This is a genomic window from Paenibacillus sp. J22P59, assembly GCF_059383895.1.
Genome location: NZ_JBXENX010000016.1, coordinates 32,022 through 58,259 on the forward strand (window position 1 = coordinate 32,022; position 26,238 = coordinate 58,259).

23 protein-coding genes and 1 pseudogene are annotated in these 26,238 nt (G+C 44.5%); 6 read left to right on the top strand and 18 right to left on the bottom strand.

All coding sequences use genetic code 11. The features are described from left to right. Positions 1-5: 5 nt before the first annotated feature. Complete coding sequence (locus AC50YO_RS22290; protein WP_494850418.1) at positions 6-542, bottom strand: DUF309 domain-containing protein; 537 nt, start codon at positions 540-542, stop codon at positions 6-8. Positions 543-675: 133 nt separating this feature from the next. Between AC50YO_RS22290 and AC50YO_RS22295 the strand changes: the two genes are divergently transcribed. Continuing rightward, positions 676-1,098: a hypothetical protein gene (locus tag AC50YO_RS22295; protein ID WP_494850420.1), complete on the top strand. Its 423-nt coding sequence runs from the start codon at positions 676-678 to the stop codon at positions 1,096-1,098. Continuing rightward, positions 1,098-1,379 (top strand): YxcD family protein, encoded by a 282-nt coding sequence (locus AC50YO_RS22300; protein WP_494850421.1) that lies wholly within the window; start codon positions 1,098-1,100, stop codon positions 1,377-1,379. The genes AC50YO_RS22295 and AC50YO_RS22300 overlap by 1 nt, the downstream gene beginning before the upstream one ends. A 73-nt stretch (positions 1,380-1,452) precedes the next feature. Here the strand turns inward: AC50YO_RS22300 and AC50YO_RS22305 are convergent, their stop codons facing one another. Genes AC50YO_RS22305 through AC50YO_RS22320 form a run of 4 tightly spaced genes read right to left on the bottom strand, consistent with a single transcriptional unit; the run spans position 1,453 to position 5,049 of the window. Next, positions 1,453-2,685, bottom strand: a complete 1,233-nt coding sequence (locus tag AC50YO_RS22305; protein ID WP_494850422.1) for a beta-ketoacyl-[acyl-carrier-protein] synthase family protein — start codon at positions 2,683-2,685, stop codon at positions 1,453-1,455. Then, on the bottom strand, positions 2,634-3,155 hold the full coding sequence (locus tag AC50YO_RS22310; RefSeq protein WP_494850423.1) for an SRPBCC family protein: 522 nt from the start codon (positions 3,153-3,155) through the stop codon (positions 2,634-2,636). Before AC50YO_RS22310 ends, AC50YO_RS22305 begins: the two co-directional genes overlap by 52 nt. A gap of 45 nt (positions 3,156-3,200) precedes the next feature. Continuing rightward, positions 3,201-4,355 (bottom strand): NAD(P)/FAD-dependent oxidoreductase, encoded by a 1,155-nt coding sequence (locus tag AC50YO_RS22315; RefSeq protein ID WP_494850424.1) that lies wholly within the window; start codon positions 4,353-4,355, stop codon positions 3,201-3,203. Beyond that, positions 4,348-5,049: a methyltransferase domain-containing protein gene (locus AC50YO_RS22320; RefSeq protein WP_494850425.1), complete on the bottom strand. Its 702-nt coding sequence runs from the start codon at positions 5,047-5,049 to the stop codon at positions 4,348-4,350. The genes AC50YO_RS22315 and AC50YO_RS22320 overlap by 8 nt, the downstream gene beginning before the upstream one ends. A gap of 181 nt (positions 5,050-5,230) precedes the next feature. On the opposite strand from AC50YO_RS22320, the gene AC50YO_RS22325 reads away from it, so the two are divergent. Beyond that, a complete protein-coding gene (locus AC50YO_RS22325) occupies positions 5,231-7,150 on the top strand; it encodes a glycosyl hydrolase family 18 protein (protein ID WP_494850426.1) in 1,920 nt (639 codons plus the stop codon). A 97-nt stretch (positions 7,151-7,247) separates the two neighbouring features. Here AC50YO_RS22325 and AC50YO_RS22330 read toward each other — a convergent pair whose 3' ends face one another. The 4 genes from AC50YO_RS22330 to AC50YO_RS22345 form a co-directional block, all read right to left on the bottom strand. Next, the gene (locus tag AC50YO_RS22330) at positions 7,248-7,649 is read right to left on the bottom strand and encodes a DUF4259 domain-containing protein (protein ID WP_494850427.1); all 402 of its coding nucleotides are present in this window, start codon (positions 7,647-7,649) and stop codon (positions 7,248-7,250) included. A gap of 41 nt (positions 7,650-7,690) precedes the next feature. Next, positions 7,691-8,854, bottom strand: a complete 1,164-nt coding sequence (locus tag AC50YO_RS22335) for a hypothetical protein (protein ID WP_494850428.1) — start codon at positions 8,852-8,854, stop codon at positions 7,691-7,693. Between the two features lie 120 nt (positions 8,855-8,974). Then, positions 8,975-9,703 carry an ATP-grasp domain-containing protein gene (locus AC50YO_RS22340; RefSeq protein ID WP_494850429.1) on the bottom strand — a complete coding sequence of 243 codons (729 nt, stop codon included), beginning with the start codon at positions 9,701-9,703 and terminating at the stop codon, positions 8,975-8,977. A gap of 140 nt (positions 9,704-9,843) precedes the next feature. Then, positions 9,844-10,764 carry a GIY-YIG nuclease family protein gene (locus tag AC50YO_RS22345; RefSeq protein ID WP_494850431.1) on the bottom strand — a complete coding sequence of 307 codons (921 nt, stop codon included), beginning with the start codon at positions 10,762-10,764 and terminating at the stop codon, positions 9,844-9,846. Between the two features lie 372 nt (positions 10,765-11,136). Here AC50YO_RS22345 and AC50YO_RS22350 point away from each other — a divergent pair, with 372 nt between their 5' ends. Then, a complete protein-coding gene (locus AC50YO_RS22350; RefSeq protein ID WP_494850432.1) occupies positions 11,137-11,379 on the top strand; it encodes an antibiotic biosynthesis monooxygenase family protein in 243 nt (80 codons plus the stop codon). Positions 11,380-11,813: 434 nt separating this feature from the next. Here the strand turns inward: AC50YO_RS22350 and AC50YO_RS22355 are convergent, their stop codons facing one another. The 5 genes from AC50YO_RS22355 to AC50YO_RS22375 all read right to left on the bottom strand — a co-directional run bounded on the left by AC50YO_RS22355 (position 11,814) and on the right by AC50YO_RS22375 (position 16,135). Continuing rightward, the gene (locus AC50YO_RS22355) at positions 11,814-12,302 is read right to left on the bottom strand and encodes a DUF2798 domain-containing protein (RefSeq protein WP_494850434.1); all 489 of its coding nucleotides are present in this window, start codon (positions 12,300-12,302) and stop codon (positions 11,814-11,816) included. A 355-nt stretch (positions 12,303-12,657) separates the two neighbouring features. Next, positions 12,658-13,467 carry a DUF4097 family beta strand repeat-containing protein gene (locus AC50YO_RS22360; protein ID WP_494850435.1) on the bottom strand — a complete coding sequence of 270 codons (810 nt, stop codon included), beginning with the start codon at positions 13,465-13,467 and terminating at the stop codon, positions 12,658-12,660. A 2-nt stretch (positions 13,468-13,469) separates the two neighbouring features. Next, positions 13,470-14,045, bottom strand: a complete 576-nt coding sequence (locus tag AC50YO_RS22365) for a DUF1700 domain-containing protein (protein WP_494850436.1) — start codon at positions 14,043-14,045, stop codon at positions 13,470-13,472. Further along, positions 14,038-14,382, bottom strand: coding sequence for a PadR family transcriptional regulator (locus AC50YO_RS22370; RefSeq protein ID WP_494850437.1), 345 nt, complete (start codon positions 14,380-14,382; stop codon positions 14,038-14,040). Before AC50YO_RS22370 ends, AC50YO_RS22365 begins: the two co-directional genes overlap by 8 nt. Positions 14,383-14,602: 220 nt before the next feature. Continuing rightward, positions 14,603-16,135, bottom strand: coding sequence for a putative nucleotidyltransferase substrate binding domain-containing protein (locus AC50YO_RS22375; protein ID WP_494850439.1), 1,533 nt, complete (start codon positions 16,133-16,135; stop codon positions 14,603-14,605). Between the two features lie 236 nt (positions 16,136-16,371). Here AC50YO_RS22375 and AC50YO_RS22380 point away from each other — a divergent pair, with 236 nt between their 5' ends. Beyond that, complete coding sequence (locus AC50YO_RS22380; RefSeq protein ID WP_494850441.1) at positions 16,372-18,462, top strand: methyl-accepting chemotaxis protein; 2,091 nt, start codon at positions 16,372-16,374, stop codon at positions 18,460-18,462. 153 nt (positions 18,463-18,615) lie between these two features. Here AC50YO_RS22380 and AC50YO_RS22385 read toward each other — a convergent pair whose 3' ends face one another. Next, positions 18,616-19,692: an NAD(P)H-dependent flavin oxidoreductase gene (locus tag AC50YO_RS22385; RefSeq protein WP_494850442.1), complete on the bottom strand. Its 1,077-nt coding sequence runs from the start codon at positions 19,690-19,692 to the stop codon at positions 18,616-18,618. Positions 19,693-19,969: 277 nt separating this feature from the next. Between AC50YO_RS22385 and AC50YO_RS22390 the strand changes: the two are divergent. Then, positions 19,970-20,839, top strand: a pseudogene (locus AC50YO_RS22390) (LysR family transcriptional regulator). 270 nt (positions 20,840-21,109) lie between these two features. On the opposite strand, the gene AC50YO_RS22395 reads toward AC50YO_RS22390, so the two are convergent. The 3 genes from AC50YO_RS22395 to AC50YO_RS22405 form a co-directional block, all read right to left on the bottom strand. Next, positions 21,110-22,498: an MATE family efflux transporter gene (locus AC50YO_RS22395; protein ID WP_494850443.1), complete on the bottom strand. Its 1,389-nt coding sequence runs from the start codon at positions 22,496-22,498 to the stop codon at positions 21,110-21,112. Positions 22,499-22,626: 128 nt separating this feature from the next. Further along, entirely contained in the window at positions 22,627-24,366 is a 1,740-nt protein-coding gene (locus tag AC50YO_RS22400; protein WP_494850445.1) for an ABC transporter ATP-binding protein, read from the bottom strand. Then, a complete protein-coding gene (locus AC50YO_RS22405) occupies positions 24,363-26,204 on the bottom strand; it encodes an ABC transporter ATP-binding protein (RefSeq protein WP_494850446.1) in 1,842 nt (613 codons plus the stop codon). Before AC50YO_RS22405 ends, AC50YO_RS22400 begins: the two co-directional genes overlap by 4 nt. Positions 26,205-26,238: the final 34 nt, after the last annotated feature.

Below are 26,238 nucleotides of genomic sequence, written 5' to 3' on the forward strand. Positions count from 1 at the left end.
AGTGCCTAAGATGCACCCGGACGATTCTTTTTTTTGGCTTCTGCTGCGGCAGCCCTGTCTGCAATTACACCGCTTCGATCCCTGAGCCTATGGCGATGAACAAGAGCTTCATCTGTCATGCTGCTGCTTATACCCCATTGGAGGCTTTCAGCTTCACATTGCTGCATACACAGCTGCTTCAGCAGCGGATCAATTATGTTCATGTTGAAATCTGCATAAGGCACTGTCTCGCCTGCTATTAACGCATTCAATCTTAGCGTCAGCACCGCTAGCACTTGCTTGCCATCCAGTCCCCAATGATTAAGCGACTGCTCCGTTAGCTTAGCGATTGCTCCCGTGTACATTTTGCGTGCGCCTACCTCGTTCCCGCGTCGCTCGTGGTACTGGCCCACTGCCAGCTGAATAAGGCCGACCCATAGCTCTGACCACACATCATTAGGATGTTCTTTCCAGTATTCCTCCAGCAGCTCATGGCATTCGAAAAAATCTCGCTTTGCATGAAATTCGACGAGATAAGAAATATAAGATTGTGGGTAATTCATGGCAGATGCCTCCCAGAACAAATTTTTTCCAAGCTATTTCTTTGAAAAATGTGAAACCTTCGTTTATCTTAGCCGTAATTGTATATGATAGCAACGAGAGTATTAAACAGATTAGCAGGAGGAGAATAAGGATATGAAAAAAGGGATACTGGTTATGATGGCGTTGACGTTGTTCCTGACGCTAAGCTTCACCTTCGCTTCAGAAGCTGATGCAAGACGAGGCGGCGGCGGTGGAATTAAATCACCGAAACAAAGCTTCACACAGAAACCAGCTAAGAAAGCTGATAATGCAAGCCAATCGAACTCTGGAAGCAAATCTTCTACTGCTGGCAAAGCTGGCGCTTCCAAGACAGGCGGCTTCATGAAAGGCATGATGCTCGGCGGCTTGGCTGGTCTGTTGTTCGGCAGCATGTTCGCAGGAATGGGCGCTCTTGGCTCGATATTGGGCTTCATGATTAATATGCTTGCTATTGTGGCATTGGTAATGGTGGTTGTTGCCGCATTCAAGTACATTCGCAATAAAAAGAATACACCTGATTCACGGAGACCCTACTAATGACTCGGATTTACACGGATGAGATTATTAATGCAGTATGCTTGAATGTAGCGGAACGTCGAGGCGTACAGCCAACCGACGTCGAAGTACAATTGTCTTGGGAAGAGCAATACGGCTTCACTGCTGAGATTTGGGTTCAAGGAAGAAGCCAATATTTATTGGAATCCAATATCCTTGAAGCTATCGAACAATATATGTACAAGCAATATAATCGCCGGGTATTCCGCTCTAATATTACGCTGGATGCGGATGAGGATTTCTGGGCGGATATCGCAGACTAATGAAAAAGGCATTTCGGATAAGCCGATGATTGATCGGCCCACATCCGGAATGCCTTTTTGTTGATTACACCAATTACACTCTGCGAAACGCAAGCGCCGCATTCACGCCGCCGAATCCGTATGAGTTCGAGACAGCAGCCTCTGCCTTCACTTCTCGTCCACAAGAAGTAACCAGATCGATCTCTGCCTGTGGATCAGGCTCATCCAGATTCGTCGTAGGCGGCAGCCAGTTCTCATGCAGAGACAACAATGTAATAGCAGCTTCAATCGCACCGGATGCTCCTAACGGGTGGCCATACAGCCCCTTCGTTCCACTAACAGGGACAGGGCGGCTGCCGAATACATTACGAATGACCTTCGATTCTGTCACATCATTCAACAAGGTCGAAGAGCCGTGCGCATTCACATAACCGATATCCTCAGGTGATAGATCAGCGCTCGACAGCGCCATCCGCAATGCACGTGCTGCTTGTGTCCCGCATGGCAGCGGTGCGCTCATATGATGGGCATCGTTCGTTAGGCCAAAGCCCGCTGCCTCGCCATAGATTCTGGCCCCTCGCGCTTTGGCATGATGCTCTGCCTCAAGCACAAGTACGGCGGCGCCCTCTCCCATTACGAAGCCGTCTCGGTTGCGGTCGAATGGCCGGCTTGCACTTGAAGGCTTCTCATTACGTGTCGACATCGCCCGCAGCATATCAAAGGCACCGAATGACAACGGCGCAAGCGGCGCTTCCGATCCGCCCGCAAGAATAACATCCGCTTCCCCCCGCTGTATGGCCTGCAACGCTCGTCCAATTGCTATCGCCCCAGAAGCACAGGACATTGCATTCGTCTCGTTAAGCCCAGTAAATCCAAATTCCATCGCTAGGTTGCACGAGGCGGCGCCTCCGAATACAGAGAATCCGAGTGTCGGCGATACCGAGCGGAATCCCCCGTTATAGTATTGTCCGCATTGCTCCTCTGCAAAAGCGATTCCACCCAGCGCACTGCCCATGAAAATACCCGCTCGCTCGGAATCGAGCTCTTCTCTTGTTAATCCAGCATCACGCAGCGCCATTGTTCCACCTGCCACAGCAAGCTGGGAGAAGCGATCCATACGATGCGCCCGTTTGCGGTCCATATAATCCTCGGCATTAAAGCTTGGAATTTGTGCAGCAATCCGGCTGCGCAGCCCCTCTGGCACGAATCGGTCAATGGGCTTAACCGCGCTTTCCCCTCGGCGTACCCCTTCCCAGAATGCTTCGACCCCTGTCCCTATCGGCGTAATGCATCCAATCCCCGTAACGACGACCCTAATAGATCCCATATCATCTCTCCTTCTCTGCTTTTTTCTTGTTCGGCTTGAAGCTTCAGCCCGTGCAGTGTACGATCTGCTATGACATGGACGAATAGGCTGCCAATCAGATTCGCCAGCAGCTTCCTTCCGAATGGCGGACGATCCCATTTATGGACGATAGATACTCTGACCGTATCCTCCTCTGCCTGCAGCCGCCACTCGACTTCCATCCCTCGCGTCACGCCCTTCACATGCTTATAGCCGACAAAATGCTCCTCCGGGCGTACATCCATCTCGCTCATCCACCATACCGGCCAGTTGAAAATCTTGAAGCGTCTGACGGCTCCCATCTCTACAATTCCGCCGCGCTCGCTGCCTCCTTTACGGAATCGAATTGTTCGATAATGAGGCAGCAGCTCCGGCCAACGCTCCACCTCGCTTGCATAACGAAAAGCCGTTTCAGGCGAGCATTTCATAACCACTTCATTATAGGTATACATCCGTTAACCTCGCTCTCTTCGTCTAAGCTGTATGATCTATGTACACTACGGGCAATCTCCGATCGTACTTACCAATTTGTTCTTGAGAAGCTTGGAAGAACCCGCCAAATGAACAGCAATGCGCCATACGGTGCTGTGCCTGCTCAATCTGTCAATCGTCTTTTGCAAAAACACGCCTGCCGCGAATTGATTGGCTCGCTGAATGTTATATCGTCTCAGCGTTTCATCGCTCCCTGTCTGAAGTGCCTCTATAAGTGCAGGCGCTGCCAGCTCCGCGCTCTTAATCGCGCGATATAACCCTTGCCCGGTCAAAGGATCGTAGTAGCCTGCAGCATCACCTACTAACACCATACCCCTCAATGCAGCTGCAGTTACCTGCCGATCAAATGGCCCGCAGGCCAGCACGTCTCCAACAAATTCCGCTTCTCGAAGCCTGCGCCTGAGCTCGTCTACTTGCCGTACCGATTCCATAACGAAGGCTTCCTTACCCAATGCTGCGGCAGAGGCTGCTCCTGCTGTTCCTGCTACGGCAACCGTCATATTAGCTAGTCCATCGCCTATCGGCGCAAGTCCGATAGCCATGCCAGTGCTGCGCATGAAGAGCTCCACCTTGGCGTTTAATCCCTGAACACCAATTAGCCTTGCGGTAAAGGCCGCTTTTCGCAGCGTTCCGAAGCTGCTGAGCCCTGCACTGCGAGCAACAGCTGAACGGATTCCGTCTCCTCCTGCCACATAGGCGGCCTGATATTCCATCATCTGACCGCCCGACGAGCCTCGCACACCGATCACCCGATTGCCTTCCCATAGAAGCCGGTCTACGCGCACCTGCTGCTCGAATCGCACGCCGGACCGGCAGGCTTCCTCGGCTAACCATTGATCCAGCAGCTCTCTTCGGCAGCCAATGCCGAATTGACCCGCCGGATAAGAGCCTTCCAGCCCTCTTCCACCCTCACAATGCAATTGCCAGCCGTGCAAACGGTCCTGAGGCAGCTCGTGCAAGAAGGCCTCCAGCCTTCTTGGCTCTTGTTCCAGTATTCGCGACAGCGCTGCAACCGCGCCTGGATTCAAGGATTCCCCGCAAGGCTTGCGTCTTGGGAATGAAGCAGCGTCCAGCATAAGGACATCTATTCCTTGCCTTGCGAGCAGCAGGGACAACAGGCTGCCAGATGGTCCAGCACCGACAACGATGACGTCAGGCATGACCAACCAGCGCTAGCCGGAATGGAAAATGCCGATGGACCAAAGCATCTACTCCTGCTGTCTTCACAAGCTTCCTCGCCTCCTCCGCTGTGAAGGAGCGTTGTACCGACAACGGTCCATCATGCTGGGTGACGGGACTCCGCCAGACGAACTTAGCCATCAGCCTTGCTGCCAGATAAGCATATTTATGGCGTTCCAGATCCGTAATAATCCAGCCGACCTTGGCTACACGATTCATCTCAGCAACCAGCTTCACAGCAGCCTCGTCGTCCATATGATGAAGGGCCAGATTGCTATATACAATATCGAAGCTGTCATTCGCGAACGGGAGCTTTGTGCCATCCGCTCTTACAATCTCAATCTTCGGATGGTCGATGGTCTTCCTGCCCGCCAACTCCACGATTCGTGGATGAGAGTCAACACCGACGATCGAAATATCCATGTTGCGCCTGCGGGACCATTCCAGAAGTGCGATCGGTATATCTGCAAGTCCGGTAGCTACATCTAGAACGGTTATGCTGCTTTTGGGACTCTTGTGCTCCATGCGTTTCATTAAACGATTCATATGATGGAACAAGGCTGGATTGCCTCCCAGGAAACGATTGACGTTCCACACCTCACCCAGACTTCTTTCCAGCTCAGCCAGCTCCACATCCTCTTCATCCAGCCATTCCCTTGTGTACAGCCGTTCCAATTGATCACCAACTTTTATCCATTTTTTATATTGTTATTGTTTTCCACTCTTTTTATCCATGCATTAAAAAATAGGCTGGAATAATTTGCTGACTTTTATTTCGCAGCTTCTATCGCAACCTCTATGAAACTAGCGCGTCTATATATTAGATAACGAGAGGAGAGTGATAGAGAAGATTATGATGAAGAGATTAACGGTAGCAATCCTGCTGATATTCGTCTGTCAAACCTTCGGTATGGCGGCAGTCAGCACAGCTGCAAGCAGCGCCGCTGGAACGATCACCAAGTACCGCGTCTATCAGAATGATAAAGCACTGCGTGAATATGCAACGGAGCAGCAGGCGATCGGCTACGCGAAGAACTTCGAATACAGCCATGTCGAGACCATTACCGGGCGCAAGTGGGTATGGGACAATTTTCCGAGCTACAAAATTTATCAAGGCAGCTTCTCCAATACCAAGTGGGAGTATCAGACATACGCCCAGGCATTAGCCGCTGCGAAGCAGATGAGCAACGTACATATACGGGATTTGGAGAAAACAGGCTGGGTGTATCATTCCTATCCGAAATACCAGCTCTATCAAGGTGACAATACGAAGGTCAATTGGGGCTATCCGACACTTGAAGCCGCGAAGAAGGAAGCGAAGAAGTGGACGAACTCTCATGTCATTGAGCTGTCGTCGAATACATGGATATGGGATAACCTGACCGCTGATCAGAAGAAAAAACAGCGTGCAGGCAAAGCAGTCTACCAAATTACCGTTGACAGCAAGCAAGCAGCGAATACGAAAACGTATGCATTCCTATACGATGCGATAAAGGCAGCAGCAAGCATCTCGAACAGCATCGTCTTAAACCAAAGCACGGGCAAAACCGCTTATTCTAATGAGCCGTTCTACCAAGTGCTGCAAAGCAATAAGCCAATCAAGTCCTTTGTAAGCCTGGACAAGGCCATTCAATATGCGAAGTATTACACGAATGCCGAAATCCAAGTGAATGGAGCCACGCTGTGGACGAATATCCCTTACCTCACTGTCTACCAAGGCGACAAGAAGGTAAAAGGCTTCCATTCTCTGCAATCGGCTATCGCATTCGCGAAGGGCTACACGAATAGCAGCGTTCGCAATGCAGATGGACGCAAGCTATGGAGCAATGCAAAGACACTTGTCTACCTTGGCTGGAATGGCTCTTCGAACACGACAACCATTCTGAATCACGTGGCGAATACACAAGGCTTGTCTATCGACTCCCCGAGCTGGTTCGTGCTTAGTGAAGCTGATGGCACAATGACCGATTCATCCGATCCTGTCGTTGTGAATACTCTGAAAGCCAAGGGCACACTTGTCACACCGCTGGTGCATAACCAGTTCGACAAAGCCATGACAAGTAAATTCCTAGCGGATGCCAAGGCACAGCAGAAATTCATCACGAGCCTTGCCAATAGGCTAGATGAGCTGGGCGTCTATGGCGTTAATCTTGACTTTGAGGAGGTCGCGGGTACAGATCGTGCCAAGTACACGGCGTTCGTAAAGTCGCTAACCAAGGCTGTTCATGCCAAAGGCTTGAAGATTTCCATAGACCTCCCTCGTGGAAGTCTCAGCTGGAATCACAAAACCGCCTATGATCATGCAGCTCTCGGCCAAATCGTCGATACCGTGATCATTATGGCCTATGACCAGCACTGGAAAGGCAGTGATACACCAGGTCCTGTAGCCGGATTGAAATGGGTAGAAGAAGGCGTAGAGCAATTCTTATCCTACGGCATTCCGCGCAGTAAACTCATGCTGGGCATTCCCTTCTACGTGAGAGAATGGAAGATTGACAGCGCGGGCAAGCTGGTAAGCAATCGCGCGATCTTTATGAAAGAAGTACCGCAGCTAATCGAAGATACGAAAGCAGTTGGAACCTTCGATGCTGAAGCTGGACAGACCAAATATACGTATGTGAAGGACGGTTACTCTTACGTATTCTGGGCAGAGACAACGGACACTGTTCAAGCAAGAATCGATATCGCCAAGAAATACGATTTGGCAGGCATTGGCGCATGGCGTCTCGGCTACGAAAGCGCAGACCTATGGACAATGATGCTTCGTAATAAGTAAGAGGTAGAAAAATACCCGTACACTTGTCATGATGACGAGGTGTACGGGTATTTTTTCCAGTGCTGGGAGTAAATTTGTGATGGTAGGCTTTCCCTGGTTAGTCTTGTAGCCGAGCTTCGAGACTTTTTATATGGCTATTCCATTTCTCATAGTCTTCGCTTTCTTTCCATAATTCTTTTAGTTCTGATTGATCGCTTAGCACTAGCCTTATCGCTTTTCTTGATAATTCGACCAAATCATGATCAAGCTCACGATGCTCACCGATCCATTCTATTATCTCTTCAGGCAAATCAGCATCTCTCCTTCCCTTCAATGCAGATACCACTTCAGCTGCTGCCAAGACCTGCTCACCTTCTGTTGCATCAATGTATTGGCTCCCTCCATCCACTACAATTCTCAATGTCTCCTCAACAAAGCTCCAATCATCCGACTCCGTTAATTCCTCTACCCAGTCTAATGCAGAATCGTTTTCAAATGCTTTAGCTCCCCATGCTCCCATGATGTGCTGCCTCCTTTTTGATAAACTATATCCCTAATACATTACGATTTTGCGATGTTTATTTTAGAGATAACATTGGTTTGATCGATTCGATAGACAATCCCTGCGCCCGCATATACAAAATGATCATCATTATTGGCTTCTGACAAGCTAACGGAATGTAACAGCGATAGATTGGAAGCCTTATAAATTTCTAATTTCTTATCATGATGCAGCATAACAGTTTGATCTTTTGCAGTCTGGAAATAAAAATCGCCAACCGGCAGCTGCTGCGTATTCCCTTTACGGTCAATTAAAAAGAATTTGTTTCCGACGGTTCCGCCAAAACCATTAAATGTACCGTCTCCAGGATGATGATGATCGTACATAGTGTCTCGGCCAGCTTGTCCCTTCATTTCTTTACTCCAAACGATTTTCTCAGTCCGATCTTTGGCAAAGTATGTAGTTTTATCTCTTGTGCTGTTGTATTTATAGAAAATAACAAGGCCATCAGAGGTAATTCCAGAGTAATAACCTTCGCTAAACTTAAAATCAAGCGAGAATGCCAGTTCCATAGCATCATCGTAGAAGGATATTCGTGTAGCTTGTTTTCCAATGACTGTCATTGTTACTAAATAACCGTTCTGATATCCGTTAATATAGCTTTTCCATTCTTTCTTTTCTTTTAATTGACCCTTAGCATCATAGGTATAGGTCACAAATCTTTCTGATGCCGTCTCCAAGTAAGTCACGATATTGCCATTGTTTAATGTTAAAACACCTGCGGAGGACCGAATTTTTTCTTTATAAGCTTTTTCCCACAGCTTTGTGCCAACATCATTGTAGGCCGTAAGCTTGTATGCATAGTTACCAGAGCTGTTTTTGCTAGCTGTCATAGCATACACGTTGCCTTTACTATCAATTTTGGCAAATGAGCCGAAAGAAGCATAAATGAAGTTAGAATTTTTCAAGTAGTCAATGCTTGCTTTATGTTTTCCTGTATTGGTATTAATGATATGTAATTTTTTATTGGAGAAATAGTATAAATTATTATTGCGGATTTCTGTATTGAATTGACTAATTTCATCATAATAATCTTTTGGATTAGGATCGGTATAACTCCAAGCTGCTGCTGGCATACTTGTCCATGCGCGTGCTGAAACTTGGGTTGGCAATAACAAAAGGATAGCGATCATTGTGCTTAGTAATAACTTTTTGGCATTCATTTTCGTAAGTAACCTCCTATGGTGTCAATTCATATATGCTTTGTATGAGATGAAAGCTAAATACGACAATCCGTCATATAAATAAAAACATAGAAATCTGCATCTGGGATCTGAAATCAACTAAAAATAACACTCATCTATCGTATTTGTTAGCTCGGCCCACCTTGCAGATAATAATTTTGCATAGTCCAGTGAGAATAATCCGTAATGCCCTAATGCATATCCATCATTTACTTCTATTAGTAATGTTTCGCCTTTATCTGTTAACCCAAAGTCTACGGAATAACCGTTAGGGGCTGATTTGAAATCAGAGACAACGTTTTCAACTATTTTATAGTCAAAATGCGCTCTCCAGTCCCCTCTATATCTTCGTATATCGAGAATCCTGCCGTACCTTACAAAGCATCTCCATTCTGCTAGAAAGTTTACTACCTCTGAGCATAAGATCTCTGGGTCTTCGCCTTCTGCGCCACATCCAACCAAATCCTTCGTGCTTTTAACTACTACACCGGTGAACTTCTTATCCTCGACAGGTTTAATAAATACATTCCAACTCTCTGGATTGTTAGCAATTATACTTAACTTAGACTTCCAAACCTTTCTTCCCAAGTAGTTTGTCAAATCCTCCGGGTAATCAATTTCTGGCGCGACTATATTATGTTTACTAAGAACGGTTCTAACATCATCAACATAGCTTACAATAATATCTTCTTTTCTATTATCTATTAATTCGTTCATATCGTTATAATAAACAATTTCAAATCCCATCTGCTTAAAACCATCATATGCTGCATAAAAATTGTGATTTGCTATTTCATTATCAAAATTTTTCCTTATGTACACCCTCATTAGTTCACCGCGTTTCTACTATGATCTCATGGTATGTCTCGCCTACAAATCCAGACTATCATTGTCCTTACTCTCTACGTTATTTATATGTTTGAAAGGTTATGGTGAAGATTTTGGTTTAAGTAAATTCTATTAACTAATTAACTATTATTTTCTCTACTTTCATGTTCATCTAAACTTAATCCATTTCTCGTTTTCCATTCTTTTCTTCCATTCACTGAACTGTTTCTTACAACAGCGGCTGCAGCCGATGGAGATGTGAAATCAATATCCTTTGATAATTCAAAAAAACTGTCGCTATTTGAAGGACTAAAAAAGCCATCTGCTTCTAATTGTTTTCTCAACTTTGCATAATTATGACTAGAAATACTATTAGTAAGTTCTTTCCTTATGTATGAGCCACTTAGAAGTTTATAAATATTATCTATTATCACAAGATTTGCTTCTCTAGCATGTTCTCCTTTTTTACCCGTTACACTTAAATAAAAAGGAGTTTCTCTATTCTCTTTAATACCTAATGTATGATGATTTTTTGTGAAATTTAAAATTCCTAAATTACTCAAAACAAAAATTATATTATCGCTAAAATCTTTCATATCATCGGAATCTGAGGCTGGCAATTTAGAACCAGGAGGAGTATTGGTATTGAAGGTTTTAATAGTCGTCTGACTTTCTTGCGCGACCTCATACAATATTTTTTCAAGATATCTCACGTGCGACTTTGTTAAATTAGTATCCTTACTAATAAAAATTACAAAATCACTCCACCAATCTTTACTTTTAAATTGTTCGGATATTCTTTTATTTACTTCATCCGCTTCTCCAATGTATATCTTTTTTTGATAGGAGTCTTCTATTTCAGAAATTAAAAAATATATACCTGGAGTCGATAATTCTTCGAAAGTTTGTAAGACTTGAACATGTTTTCTCTGTCCAATGAATGCCTTGCCAATCCAATTGCTTAATTCTGCAGACTTGAGATTTTTTTGATCGTCACTCATAATATATAATTTTATAGATTTCCCTCTCATTAAAATGCCTCCGCAAATTTCTTTGTCCATTTTTTATGAAATGCACTTAATACATTATACTTCAAAATGAAAATTATTTAACTATTTACATATTATCCTTGTAACAAGCAATCTAACACTTTAGCTTAATAAATCCATCACTCAAATATATAAATATAAATTAATCGCTAGCTATATACAGAGACACGAAGACAGGTTTTCTTCTGTTTATTTTTGTAAATCACTGCCCTCAGCCATTCTATTGAGCTTACAAAATCACCAAGATCGGCGTATAATCATCTTCTACATACTAACTTTTAAGACAGAAGGGACCTGATAGGAATGGTTGGGGAGATGAATGGATCGTATTATGCTGTTATATTTTCAAGTCAACGTACTGAGGGAGATAACGGATATAGCAGAATGGCCGACGCAATGGAACAGCTTGCAGCTAAGCAGCCTGGCTTCATAGGAGTAGAAAGTGTCAGAGATGCTTCAGGAGCTGGCATTACGATTTCTTACTGGGATAGCATGGAAGCTATCCGCAATTGGAAAAAGAACGAGTCTCATATGGCTGCCCAAGAAAAGGGTATACAGGACTGGTATCAAAACTATAAAGTGAAAATCTGCAAAGTTGAGAGGGAATATAGCTCAAAGGAGCTGTAGCACTGTTCTCATAGTAGATTATTGCGATAAAATATAACTTTACCTGAACCGCCTTCCATAAGACGGTTCTTTCTTTTGTTCCCAAGAACTGGCTCATCATTCCCCTTAATGCTAGGAACCAGCAGACCCGTAACATCAGCTACATCAGGAACGGATTTTCCTCCAATGCTGCTATCTCCAGCAAGCACTAAGGTTCCATCGCTTTTTAAGCCTAGTGTATAGTAATGACTCGCATCTATGGCAACAACATCTGCCCACTCATTGCCAGATCCTGCTCATTAAGCTGTTTCGTTTGCGAGCAGATGATACACGTGCAAATAACCATAAAACAAAATAACGGCAGTCCAAGACTGAACGGAGCGTCTTCCAGCTCTTGTCATGTCGATGTTCTGCCGCTTTAATAACAACCATTACAACCGTGAATCAATAATCCTTTAATTCAATACTTCCGACCTTGTTCTGCCTTTAACAAATTTAACGAACAAATACCGTACAATCGGCCCTACAATAAGGAGCTGTAGAGGAAGAGCGAAAATAAAATTTTTAAATACTAACGAAAAATAGCTTGCGAGCAGTGATTCTCCAATTAGGCTGTCCGAAAGGTACGCCGTTATCAATCCATACAGAGACATGCAGAGAACCATTCCAATTACCATGCAACAGGCAAGAGCGATTATGACATATGCTTTCTTCGATTTGTCATAGGGCAATGAAAAAGCAATTTTCTTCGCCACAGGGCCGACGATAAATAGTTCTAATAATGAAGCCGTAATAAAGATCGTAATAAGCTGAACAAGTATTTCTTTCACAGTAATCGTGCCAATCAGACCATGAGTAAATAGATTGTAAAAGGTCATGAATACAACCATCCCAAAGCACATCATCAATCCAAAATAAAAATTCTCTCTCTTATTAACTGGCAACTTCCATCATCCTTTCTTGTTTACCTTTGTTATTATAGAGAAATGAAGTAGCTCTTCATAAGTGAACAGTCTGTGAATATTTCAAAAACCCACAAATGAAAGGCACTGCCTCACATCTTAGGGATTCACTTGAGAAGCTACTCGATCGCTCGCTAGTTCAACACACGTTATAGGTTTAACAGAAGCATTCAAAAAATCGACTGTATTAAAAAAAAGCGCAGGCTACGGGCTAATTCTGCCCTAACCTACGCTTTTTTTTTCATGAACTCTATCCTAACTTGCTTATTGCGACTGTGTTCCTATAGGAAAATCTAGATTTAAGACAGTCCCTATCGTTTACTCACAATAGTTACGACTATTTAACGAGCTCAAGCTGTATGTCACCATTATTCGTGCTGACATTTAATGTTTTACTACCCCCGCTTTTGTTTTCCGGGAGATTTGTTTTTCCTTTGGAGGCTTTGCTTGAAATTGCAAAGTCATCATAAGAGCCATTAACAGTGCCCGTGATGTTCCCGTTTTTTGATTTTAATTTCAAAGTATCATCAACCGCAATTTTTGACACCTCGATGTTGCCATTTGAAATGGAGGCATCAATAGAGCCTTTACTGCTGACCTCAGACAATATCATATTGTCATTTTTGGTTTGCAATTTCAAAGTCTGATCAACCGCTACATTCGTAAACTCAATTGTCCCATCTGAAGTTGCTGCATCGACAGCGCCAGCTATATTCACTTCTTCAAAGAGGATATCCCCTTTGGAGGTGTTAATCGTAATTCCGCTGGCAAGGCCATCTGGAACAGCAATCTTAACTGTACGATGCTCTTTATCAGTATCCAGCCCAATATAATCCTTCCAATCCTTATTGTTGACAGCTTTCATTGTAAGTTCTTTTTCATCTGAAACATTAAGCTCATAGGCTTCTTTTTTGCTTTCAAAATAGTTGATATGAATCTGGTCATCGGTTGATTCTAACAGCTCAACTGCACGGCCTTTAGCAGTAAAGGACAGCTGGGCAATCTTCTCCGCATTAACAGAATAGCTCTTCTCTTCGTATGAAGTAGCAGTATTGTCCGAACCAGAATCTGTAGTACACGCTGAAGTTAACAGTGCTAAACCAAGTGCAGCAAAGGCAACCGTTGTTCGTTTAAATGTTCTTTTCATAGCTATAATACCTCTTTCTTTTGAAATAGAGATTTCACATATCTTGTAAACCATATGGTAAGTCCCATAAACTTTCTGGTCATTTTTCTTATTGGCCTAAATGTAAATATGCCGACAGCTATACTAATTAAACCTCCGAAAAGCATGAGTAAAGCGAATGGAATATTCTCACTAAAGTCGATAATTGAAGCAATAACTGCTGCTATGCCAGCTAACAAAAAGGACAGTTCAATTAAAAATAGTGTGAGAATGATCAACCAGACAGATGCATAAAAAATGAATAACAGTGCAACGACTATAAAGAATACTGGTAAAGCTAATACAAATAACGCAATGTTTGATTTTGAAAAAGAAGGGCTCGGAACGATAAGCTTAAATAGTGGCGTAGCATCAAGCATGACCTCTCGTACAATGTCCTCGATATTCCCAAGTCCACAGACGGCTTCTTGTTCACTCATTCCTTCATCCATGCGATCGTCAATGATTTCAGAATAAAAATCTAGTGATTTGTTCATTTCACTCTTAGGCAAGGCCTTTAATTGTGAAGCAAGCTCGGACAAAAACATGGATTTATTCATACCCTGCTCCTTTCCGCACAAACTTATACAAAGCTAGAACGGACTCCCATTCATTTAGAAAGTTTTGAATTTTATCTTTTCCCTGCTCTGTTATTTTGTAATATTTTCGCAAGCGGCTGTTGTGTTCAACGGAGTATACGGTGACACAATTCTGCGTCTCCAATCGTTTCAATATTGGATAAAGCGTTGATTCAGAAATCTCAATATGTCCCGATAAGTCCTTTACAATTTGATATCCATAAGAATCATCCTTGGAAAGCACCGTCAATACACAGACCTCCAGCAAACCGCGTTTTAGCTGTATATCCATAGCATCCCCCCTCAATACTTCATTCATGGAAAGCTCCATTATTAATTACTTTCCCTAACAATCTCTCAAGCTATACTACGCATTATACTATGCAACGCATAGTATTGCAACATAAGCATAGGCAAGCCGCCTACCCAAGGAAAGTAAGGACTATATGTGAATACAAAAATAGAACAGCTCCAGCGACAGTTAAGACTCTACCTGCGCGTCTTAGCCTGCCGCTGTGTATGGGTGTACTTTTATAAAATTAAAACCAGCCAAATATCCCTTTCTTCTTCTCAGCCCAGCGCTCGCCCCTGCTGGTAATAAACATACGCAGCATCGCTTGAAATTCGGCTAAATGTGCATTCGCCTGTGCAATCGCCTGGCGTTCCTCTTCTTTCAAGGTATATAGCCCGTTCTGGGAATCTATCGGTCCTGTGTGGAAATCATCCTTTTCGCCTTTGTAGTGGCTATGAAGCTGCTGCCGAATAGCGGCATAGGTCTGGAATGCAGCCGACAATTTTTTCACAACCCCTGAATCCAACTGCTTAATCTTGCCCAATTCTACAATTCGTCCCTCTGTAGAGTTTGCACTTAATCCGAAGTAGGTGGCGAGCTTCTGCATACTCATCGTCATCAACCTCAACCATGGCTCCTTAATATTATACGTTTGATTCGCTCGCAGCTCAGGAACTCCATATTGCTCAATGATGTCGCGTAGTCCGCCGAAAGCGATCTTTGGATCCCGAAGCCCCTTCTTGCTCTCCATAAAACGTTGGGGCAAAGCCTCTCCTTTTTCCTCCTTTCCATCAAAATGTTTGATCAGTCTTGCATCCTCAACTGTCCCTTTGGCGTTACTGTGTTCAGCTACTTTCTCCGGTTCGACCGATTCCGGGCTTTGCAGCCACAATGGATCAGCCTCGAAGCCAGCCTTCACACCTTCCGGTAAATTCAATTGCTTGGCAAGAATGCCTCGCGCCAGATTGATTTTATTCATCATCAGACTTGTTAGGGAACGAATAAGTGCCATATCCGAATCGTCGCCAATTACACCGAAATCCAGATCAGAAGCAGGCATTGTTTCTTCACGGCCGAATCCGCCTGTCGCTAGTACAGACATGCCTTTTTTAGGAGTCCCGAGCAGCCTCATCGCTTGCTCTGTTACTTGCTCCATTATAAAATCACCAACGTTAGTCAGATAAGCCATCTTTCCCTTTGCATCGAGATCTTTATTTGTAGTAACCAACTCCAATGATTTTACCATTTGGTGGGCAAGTCCTTTGGCTTGTTGAGCTAGCTGCGCTAGATCCTTATCATTCACAGCATTATCACGAATCAGATCAGTGAATTCATCTAACTTCAATACCTCTTCATTTCCCTCCTTATTCATTTCTTCATGCCCTTGCATTAACCGAGCACGGGCTTCCTCCGTCATCTGCAAAGCAGTTTTGGCATTATCATTCCTCTCTGCTTCTCTCTTCAAATTACTCATGATATAGGTTAGAAAGCTAATCGGATTATCTTGCCCTTCCTCAACGCCCTTAATTTTCTCTTGAAAAGCTGCTAAGTCTGCGGTATCAAATCCTTCTATCGGGCTGCCTTCCCGGTCCTTCACTATGTAGCGTTGAATCGGATTATTCCTCGATGCATTCATCATCTGAATGACAGCCTGATTGCCGACCAAGCTCTGCATCTGCAGAATTTGACTATGTAAGGGGTTCACACTAGTAGCTCTTTCTGCTGGCTTTGGCTTTGAGTCTGTTCTAGTTGACTTTGGTTTTACTGCATCTTGTTTCATAACTACCTCCGTCTATGAAGCTGCAAGATTATATTTAAGACAATATTCGACATGAGTCTCATTTCCCCCTTCCAGAAGTACTAAATTTGTCCATTATAGTTTGTAAGCAGCAATTGCATCATAAGGCCTGCTAATGGGTTATTTTGTAACATGTATTTTTTTCCCACTCAACATGTCATTTATATTTGTCGATAAAATCATTATTCTAGCATGAAACTACATAATGGGGGTTCACAATGAAAAGATTTAAATTTGCTCAATTGCGCCATGTATTCAAAAAAATAAACTTAACCGGTTTATTCGCCAAAATTATGTTGATCTCCATCGCTTGCATGATAATACCTATGTTAATTGCCTTGTGGTATGCAAGCAGCACAGCAGCAAATTCTCTAGAGAGTGAAGCAAGCGAATTCATGACGAATATCGTCTCGGAAAAGGTTAATCAAATGGATCTGTCCTTCAAAAACTTGTCACTCAGCTCGTCAACGATTGCGAACAATCCTTTTCTGGTCAATACGTTCAAAGAAATTAAAAATACGAGCAATCTAAAATCAAATAATACAATGGCTGCTTCCAACTATCTCAACAAAATCATCACGGATGCAGACGGTTTGTATGAAAATATTTATGCAGCTTACAACAGCGTGATTGTCTCTGATGGGATCGGCGGCCAATCTCTGGGCATCGACATTGGTGTTGCCGAGCTGGATTCAGCTCTCCTTGAAGGGATGAAAAAAGGGGCCGTTCTCTACGGACCTGTTCAATCTCCGGTAACCGGCGGTCCAATTATGGCCTTGCTCAATCATATTCCAGACGGAAGCACAGATGTAATGCCCTCCATCGTAGGGACAGCGGTTGATCTGTCGAAGCTATCGGAGGAAATCGTCAAGACGACAGATAAAGGCAACGTCAAAACTTACATGGTCAATTCCGTTGGTGTTCTGGTCGCTTCAGCAAACAAGGAAGATGTGCTGAATTTCGATATGACAAAAGCTGAAGGCGACATTCCTGCTTTCTTCGAGGATGTGAGACTTAACAAGAATGGGATCGGTTATTTCAGCTTGAACGGTCAAAAACAAATCGCTTCGTACGGCAAATCAACACTTCAGGATATGTATATCGTGTCCTTCAAGCCTGTCGATGAATATTTGCATAATGTAGACAAGATGAAGCAAGGGCTGCTTATCGTCATTATTGGCAGTATCATCGTGTTCGCAGCTATTCTCGTCGTCCTGTCGTACCGTATTACAACACCGATCAAGCTGGCAACCGAGAGTCTCAAAGTACTTGCAAGCGGCGACCTCTCTCAACAGATTCCACAGAAGTATAGGAAGGCCAAGGATGAGACTGGTGTTCTAATGGAATCCATGCAGACCATGCAGACCTCCATTTGTCAGACGATTAGCACCATTATGGAGGAGTCAGATAAGCTTGGCGGTTCCGTTACGACTGTTAACAACCATCTCATGGAGCTCAACAAACAAATTCAAGATGTATCGGGTACATCGGAGCAAATGGCTGCCTCCATGGAAGAAACAGCCGCCGCGACGGAAGAAATGAATCAGTCCTCTGTCAGTATTCTTCAGTCTGTTGATCAAATTTCGAATAAAGCGAAGCAAGGAGAGCTTATTTCCAAGGAAGTCAGCAAGCGCGCCGAAAACTTGCGTCAGACTGCGGTCCTGTCATCTGATCGCGCTGTTCATATTGGTGACCAAATGCGGGTGAACCTTGGCAGTGCCATTGAACAAGCTAAGGCTGTCGAGCAAATTCAAGTGCTGGCAAGCTCTATTCTAGAAATTACCGCACAGACGAATCTCCTCGCCTTGAATGCCAATATTGAGGCTGCAAGAGCCGGAGAAGCTGGACGCGGCTTTGCTGTTGTCGCTGGCGAGATTCGCAAGTTAGCTGAAGTATCCGGGCAGTCTGCGAACAAAATTCGGGACGTCGTGCAGATCGTAACCTCTTCTGTCCAGAACTTGAAGAACAACTCGGAGAATATGCTGGAATTCATTGATAAGACCGTCATCAGTGATTATAAAGCGATGGTCGAAACCGGCATGCAATATTACCGCGATGCCGAATATTATGAGAATCTGCTCGGCGATTTCAATGCAACCTCTCAAGAGCTAAGCAAAGCGATCCAGAGCATGGCCGTAACGATTAACGAAATTTCCCTTGCCAACACCGAATCAGCTCACGGAACCGAGAGCATCTCGGATAAAGCTGGCTTTGCCCTCGACCGCTCAAGCAAAGTGCTGGACATTGTCGGGGATACGAAAGATAGTGCTGAACAACTGAAAGAGACGATTTCAAATTTTAAAATTTAACTGCGAAATAAGGAGTCTATCGTTAGTTCGATAGACTCCTTATTTATTTTATTCAGGCATCCAAATGTAGGCTTAGTCCCAAACCTATTATACTCATCACAATAAGAAGCGGCAGATTAGCCACATATGCACGGATCGGACTTGTTTCTTGAACTAGAGGAAATTTTCTTTAACAATAGAAACTGCTTGCTCGACAGTTTGTTTGACAATTGTAGCAGCAGATTGGTTGCGGGCTAATCGAAGACCCTGCCCTGCCCAAAGTGACATATACTCAGGATTATTCACTTTCGCAGCTACCTGTCGAATATCTTGGGTCAGTTTGTTTTGTATTGGGAACGGGGGGATTGTTCCGGAATACTGCTTCATATCACTCATGAATTTTGTTCGAATACCTCTTGCTGCTTTGCCCGAGTAAGCATGTGTAATTTCAGTAGAATTCTCATCTGATGAGAGGATCATCTTTTTGTAAATTGGATGGGCTCCGCTTTCCGTACAGGCTAGAAATGCAGTTCCCATCTGCACAGCTCCAGCCCCTAAAGCCAGGCTTGCTACAAGTCCTCTTCCATCCATGATGCCTCCTGAGGCGATGACCGGGATCTGCACATGGTCTACAATCTGTGGAACCAGAGCCATGGTTCCGATCAGGGATTCAGAAACATTTTTCAAGAAAGTGCCTCTGTGACCTCCTGCCTCGTATCCTTGAGCTACAACCGCGTTTACACCAGCCACTTCCAGATGTTTAGCTTCTTCAACTGTTGTAGCAGTCCCTATAACGACAGTCCTACGCTCCTTCAATGCGCGGATTACATCTTCTGGCGGTACACCAAAAGTAAAACTAAATACGGGGATATTTTCTTCTAACAATACTTGCACTTGCTCCTCGAAAAATTCAGTAAACATAGAAATTGATGGATTTGAAGCAATTCCAAGTTTGAGTCGAAGTTTATTGAGGTGATCCGTCATTTGAACGATTGATTCTTTCGAAGCTTCCGATTGCTCTGGCTCAGGCACAAACAAGTTTACTCCGAATGGCTTGTCAGTCCGTTCTCTGACCTGTTGGATTGTGCTTCGAAGCTCATTTGGTTTTAAGTATGCGGCACCCAAATTACCTAAGCCGCCTGAATTTGATACTGCAGCTACTAAGTCGGGAGTTGTAGGGCCACCTGCCATAGGGGCTTGGATTATTGGGAAACGAATTTTCAGCATCTGTGTTAACTTCGTTTCAAACACTGATGAACGCCTCCTGTTCATTAGTTTTATATGACTGCATCAACGGCAAAATTGAAGTATAGGAAAAACATCCAATATCATTGCAATAATTAGGATAATAATACCAGATATCATAGTCTTTGCTGGATCAAGCATTCTTGTAATCTTTGGATTTGAAACCTTCATAATATCGTTCCCCCTGACACATATCATTGTAGTCCTATAATGACATCGTGTAAAATGAACATAAACAATGTTTTGCATTAAAATTTTCAATACAAAGAACAGGAGAACAAATATGGATATTCGAGATTTGAAAATTTTCCTTGCAGTTGCAAATGAGGGGAGTATCACCAGAGCAGCTGAGAAGCTGGAATACGTTCAATCGAGTGTGAGTATCCGAATTCGGCACCTTGAACACGAATTAAAAACTTATTTATTTCATCGCGGTAGGCAAGGGGTTACGCTTACAACATCTGGTGAGTCCCTCAAGTCCTATGCCGAAAAAATCATCTATCTGACCCAAGAGGCAGAACGAAATGTATCTGATAACTCCATTCCTCGCGGCCCCCTTCGTATCGGATCGCTTGAAACCACGGCAGCGATTCGTTTGCCTTCTATTCTCACCGACTACCTTCAGTCATATCCTGAGGTCGACTTGACATTAAAAACGGGAACGACCGAAGAACTCATCCATTCCGTTTTGAAGTATCAACTAGATGGGGCCTTTGTATCTGCTCCAGTTGAGCACCCTGAGCTTGATATTATAGAAATTGGGGTTGAGGAACTTGTGTTCATATCTGGAGGAAAACCAAACTCCAGCGATTGGACGCAAAAACTCTAAAAAATTACTTTACTAGTCTTTCGCTCAGGTTGCAATTACCGAAGAAAACTAGAGGATTGGTTGCATATGGAGGGACTGATCCCCGATAAAGTCATAGAACTCGGAACATTAGAAGGAATACTAGGATGTGTACATGCTGGTTTAGGAGTAACTCTTATGCCCCGTTCAGTGATCGAAAGGGCTACGCTTCAATTTAATGTGCACTATAAAGAAATACCTGAGGATTTCCTTAAAACACCGACTCTATTTATACGACGAAAAGATACCTTTAAAACTGTAGCCATATCAGAGTTTATACGGGTTTCAAGTGAGAGATTCTGCTAACCCCATTCACTTTACGTGAAATGAAATGTGTGCTTTTTCCATCCTGCCCCGTACATCCATTTATCCTCCTCGTGTAAACGTACCGCTTCTTTCCTTACTTCATTGGAATGCCATTTATTCGTTTGCTCTCTTTTCCTCATAAAAATACACCCCTAAAGCATCATCGGTTTCCCATATGGGTTTTTCCAATGTCTACTATAAGGGGTGCACTTCATTCTACACTATGGGCTCAGACTCCTTGAACGTCGATTTGACTTATATACAACCGCACTAAATATTTATAACAGAGGTCTGATCTTTTGTCTTAAGAATCGTGAATTCTTTTCTGACCATAACAGCAGTCCAAAATACAATAATCGCATCAATCGCTAGCGAACCATAATAAATGCCAGAGACTCCCATCATTCTTGGTAAAATCAGCATGACTGGTATATAGAAAACCAGCTGTCTTGCCATTCCTATAATGACTGCCGGTTTTCCTTTATTAATAGAAGGGAAAAATGTCATTGCCATAAAAATCATCGACAATAGCGGTAGAATAGCCATGTGAATTCGGAAATACATCGATTGCGTTCCCGTAAATACTTGATCCGGCAACATGAAGCCCAGAATCACTTCGGGAGCGGTCATAGAAAAGATCCAGAAAGGCAAGGTTAACAGCATGGAGACAACGGTGAATATTCGATAGGACTTTATGACGCGCTCATATTGCCTAGCGCCATAGTTTATGCCAATGACCGGCTGCAGTGCACGCATCAAGCCAAAGATCGGCGTAAGTAAAAAGGTGAACACACGATAGACCACGCCATAAAAGGCAATATCCAGCATTGTACCAAATTTAGAAAGTGCGTTGAACACGAGAACCGCCTGTACCAGGCTCATCACATTCATAATTAGCGAAGACAAACCGAGTCCAATAATCGATTTAATCGTGGCGGCATTTCTATAGATGGAGAAAACCTTGGTTCTGAAGGAGGCAAATCCTTTGCCAAAGTAAAGCCAGCCCAGAAGCGTGTAGACAAGCATACTGATATTGGTCGCCCATGCTGCCCCTTCCACGCCTAGATCAAGAACTGCCACTAAAATATAGTTAAACAATATATCTGCCGCCAGACCGATTCCCATGATGATGGCCGCCGACTTCATCTTTCCTTCTCCTCTTACAATCATGTTGGCCGCCAGACCATAGATCCAGAAAAACGAGCCTATAACTGTAATTCTAAAGAAACGGTCCCCCAGGAGTAGCACATCCCCTTCTCCTCCCATCATCCTTATTAATTGAGTTGAGAATAGCAGGCCCAGTATCATATAAATCACCGTTACGATAAGAGAAAGATAGTTGACATGCCCGAGCAATTGTTCCTGTGTACGTTTGTCTTGCCGGCCGATGGCCATGCTTAATACTGAGCCAGCGCCAACCCCTATTAAGGAGCCTAAACCGACACTGATCTGGGTTAGAGGATAGGCCACGGAAACCCCAGCCAAGGCGGTTTCTCCGATATAGCGGCCTACAAAAGCGGCAGCAATGACAGCATTCAATCCATAGAGAACCATAGCAACGATCGCCGGCCATGATAATTGGAGCATAACTTTCCAGAGATTTTCATTTAATATAAAATACTGCTGTTTTCCTTTTTCATCTACAGATGATTGACTCATATAAAGCCTCCTAGCTTTCTAGTACAAAGCTTCCGCTCCATTCCGTGTCGTGATTCACACTAGCATTAATAACTCACAGGCGCTTAATTGTTTTACCGAAATAGGACACGGTCCGTGCTTGTGTATCCTTATTTGACTCGCCATCCATCGGATTCTTGCTGCAAGCTCCACAAATTCGCATATAGCCCTTCCATTTTCAACAACTCCATATGAGTACCTTCTTCAACAAGTTGTCCTTGATCCAGCACAAGTATCTTATCCGCATTTTGAACCGTCTTCAGTCGATGCGCGATAAGGATGACGGTTTTATCAGCGACCAGTTCGTTAATCGCCTCTTGTACAGCAGATTCATTCTCAGGATCAAGTGAGGCGGTTGCTTCGTCGAGCAGCACGATTGATGCGTCTTTCAGTAAAGCACGGGCGATCGATATCCGCTGCTTCTCTCCACCGGACAACGTCGAGCCGCCCTCTCCTACTGGAGTGTCATAGCCTTGAGGCAATTGAGAGATGAATTCATTACAACTAGCACGCTTGGCCGCGGCTTCCACTTCTTCTTGGGTAGCGTCCATCTTTCCAATCCGGATGTTGTTGCCGATAGTATCTTGGAATAAATAAACGTCTTGGAACACCATGGAAATATGCTTCAAAAGCTCCTCTGGATTGGCATGCTGAATAGCTTGACCACCAATCTTGATCGTCCCCTGTTGGATATCCCAGAATCGTGCAATCAAGCGCGTCACTGTACTCTTCCCGCTGCCTGACGGTCCTACCAATGCCGTGATGGTTCGGGGTTCAATCGTAAATGACAGGTCCCTAAGGATAAGTAGATTATCCTCATAGCCAAATTGAACTCGGTCAAAAACGATCTGCCCTTGAGGCTGAATGCTTGCTGCCCCCTCCATCGGTTGTTCATGATGCACGTCCATGATGCGCTTTGCGCTAAAGGCCGAATAGCGCATTTCCCCATAGTTCATCAACACCACGGTCAGTGGCTCGAATATTCGGGTTCCCACCAGCAAGAAGAGGAGGAAAATAGGAAGCGACAGTATTCCGCCGACCAGCAGATAGCTGCCGACAAAAATCATGATCGTCATCCCGGAGCGGGTCAGCAGCATCGCTCCCATAATCAAAGGCCCCATGACGCCTTCCAAGCGAATCGACGCACGCATTAACCGATCAAATGAAAGACGCAATCGCTCAAAACGTTTCCCCCCCATATTATGGGCTTTGATCTCGCGTATGCCAGTTAAATACTCCTGCAAACGGCTGGCGGCTTCATTCTTCGCCTTGACATGAGTATTGCTCAAGCGCGCTTGAATCGCGTCCGTAAGCCAAAGCAGCAGAACACCGAACGGAACAGCAATGAACATAGCTAATGCCATTCGCCAATCCAGGAACACAAGCCCTAACAAAGCCAGAAAGGGCAGCATAATAGCGCTGATGAGCTGGGGCACATTGTGGGAAATGGTGTGCTCAACTTGCGAGTAGTCACTTAATAATAGGTTGGTAACATCCCCCGGATCTCGTTTGCCGAAATAGCCAAGCGACAGGTGTCGCAAATGCTCGGCCAGCTTCAGCCTGCCTGATGCAGCCAGGCTATAGGCAGCTTTGTACGACTTGTCATAAAGTAAAGCGTATGCCCCATAGGATACTATCAGCCAAAAAAACAAAAAGCCGCATACCATCCATAATCGTTCGGTATTCATACCCGTCTCCGGTTCCGCAAAGGAGCTATAGATCGTATTGAAAATATCGACAAGCAAAGCTGCTGGAATGACTTTAGCTATCCCATCCAGCAAGGCCGCCAAGGAGGATGGCCATAAGTTTCTGGCGTTTCCTCCTGAGATGTTGGTAAAATAACGAATCATTCCCCCAAGCCCTCCCCTACAGCGACTGCATGTTGCGGTGAGATGTCTTTCGCTCCCAGTCTCCATGAAGCTGCGCTGATATGCGCTTGCCACATCTGCTCATAGAGACCGTTTAAATTCCGCAGTTCGTCATGCGTTCCCCGTTCCACAATTTCTCCCCGCTTCACGACCAGAATTTGATCTGCCGCGCGAATCGTAGACAGGCGGTGAGCAATAATGAGAACGGTTTTTCCTTTGACCAGTTCAGCTAGACCCCGCTGGATCTTCTTTTCGTTCTCGGCATCCGCATAAGCTGTTGCTTCATCCAAAACCAGAATCGGCGCATTTTTCAGTAAGGCTCGGGCAATCGCAACTCGCTGCGCCTCTCCGCCAGATAAATTGGTTCCGCCTTCCCCGATTTTGGTATCGTACCCGTGCGCCAGCTTCTCAATGAAGTCATGGCAGCAGGCCGTCTTCGCGGCTGCAATGACCTCTTCTATACTAGCGGTCGTATTTCCCATCCGGATATTCGCTTCGATCGTATCGTAGAAGAGATGGACATCCTGAAATACGAAGGAAACCGTATCCATCAGCTTTTCCGTCCCCATCTCACGAATCGGAACCCCTCCAATCATGATGTCGCCCTCCTGAACATCCCAGAACCGCAGCAGCAGATTGGCAATCGTCGACTTGCCACCGCCTGAAGGACCGACCAATGCAGTCATCTCACCCTCTCGCGCAACAAAATGAACACCGTTAAGCACTGGCTTGAAATTCTTGCTTTCTCTAGCTTCATATGCGAAAGAGACCTGCTCAAAGGTGATATCATGTGCTGCTGGAACTTGGGGAGATACCGGCTCCGTCACTATCGCTTCCGAAAAAATAGCCGCAATACGCTTGTTGCCTTCAGCAATTTCTCGCATCCCACTTCCTACATGCATCACCTTCAATAAAGGTGTCGATAAGCTCGGTGTAATGATGAGAAATAGAATAAAAGTTATGGCAAACGATTGACTGCCGGAATGGCCATTTCCAAGTAGGATGCCGACAGGTATAACAAAAGTAAACAGGGAACTGACAATAACGAAAAAAAGACTGTATGGCTTCTTGCATAAATCTGTTATTTTCAATGAAATATCACGGTAATTAGCAACGGACCGCTTAAAGGTCAGAAAAGATTCGGCCGTAATACCGAATATTTTTATAGCGGGCATTGCGCGGATATATTCGACGCCGGTTGCATTCATTTCTTCCACCGCATATTGAAATTCGCGATATGCGGTTTGCCCTCTTTCACTAGTAAACATACGAGCCTGTAGCCAAAAGCCGAATCCGATCGGAATGAGCAGAACCAGCGCCAAACGCCAATCCAGCCAAAACAAATAGGCCAATAATAAAATGGGTATCATGATCGCACTGACGATATCGGGTAATTGATGGGCAATAAATTTCTCGATTTTTTCGACACTGACCTCGATAATTTTTTTTAATTCGCCCGTAGTCGTTCTCGTATGGTAGCCCATTGGCACTTTGGCAATATGCTCTGCAAGGCGTATCCGAAGCTGATAGAGAATATGAAACGCAGCGATATGTGAACACATCCCCCCGATATACAGAGCTGCCAGAGCTCCAATACAGGCTACAAACGCGAAGATACCCCAATAAAGTATAAGTTCCTTGTCGGCGCCCTTAGGACTTTGTGCATGGTTCAACAATTCCTCCACTATCTTATACACCGCGACGAAAGGAGCAAGCTGCAACAAGCTGGATAAGACAGAAAACAAGCTTGCGACCGTCAACAACCCCTTTTTCTCGCCGGCAATACGCAGCAGGCCCGACATTTCGGACTTGGAACTCATCTGCCCACCCCCTATCTTTTTTATTCTATTGAAA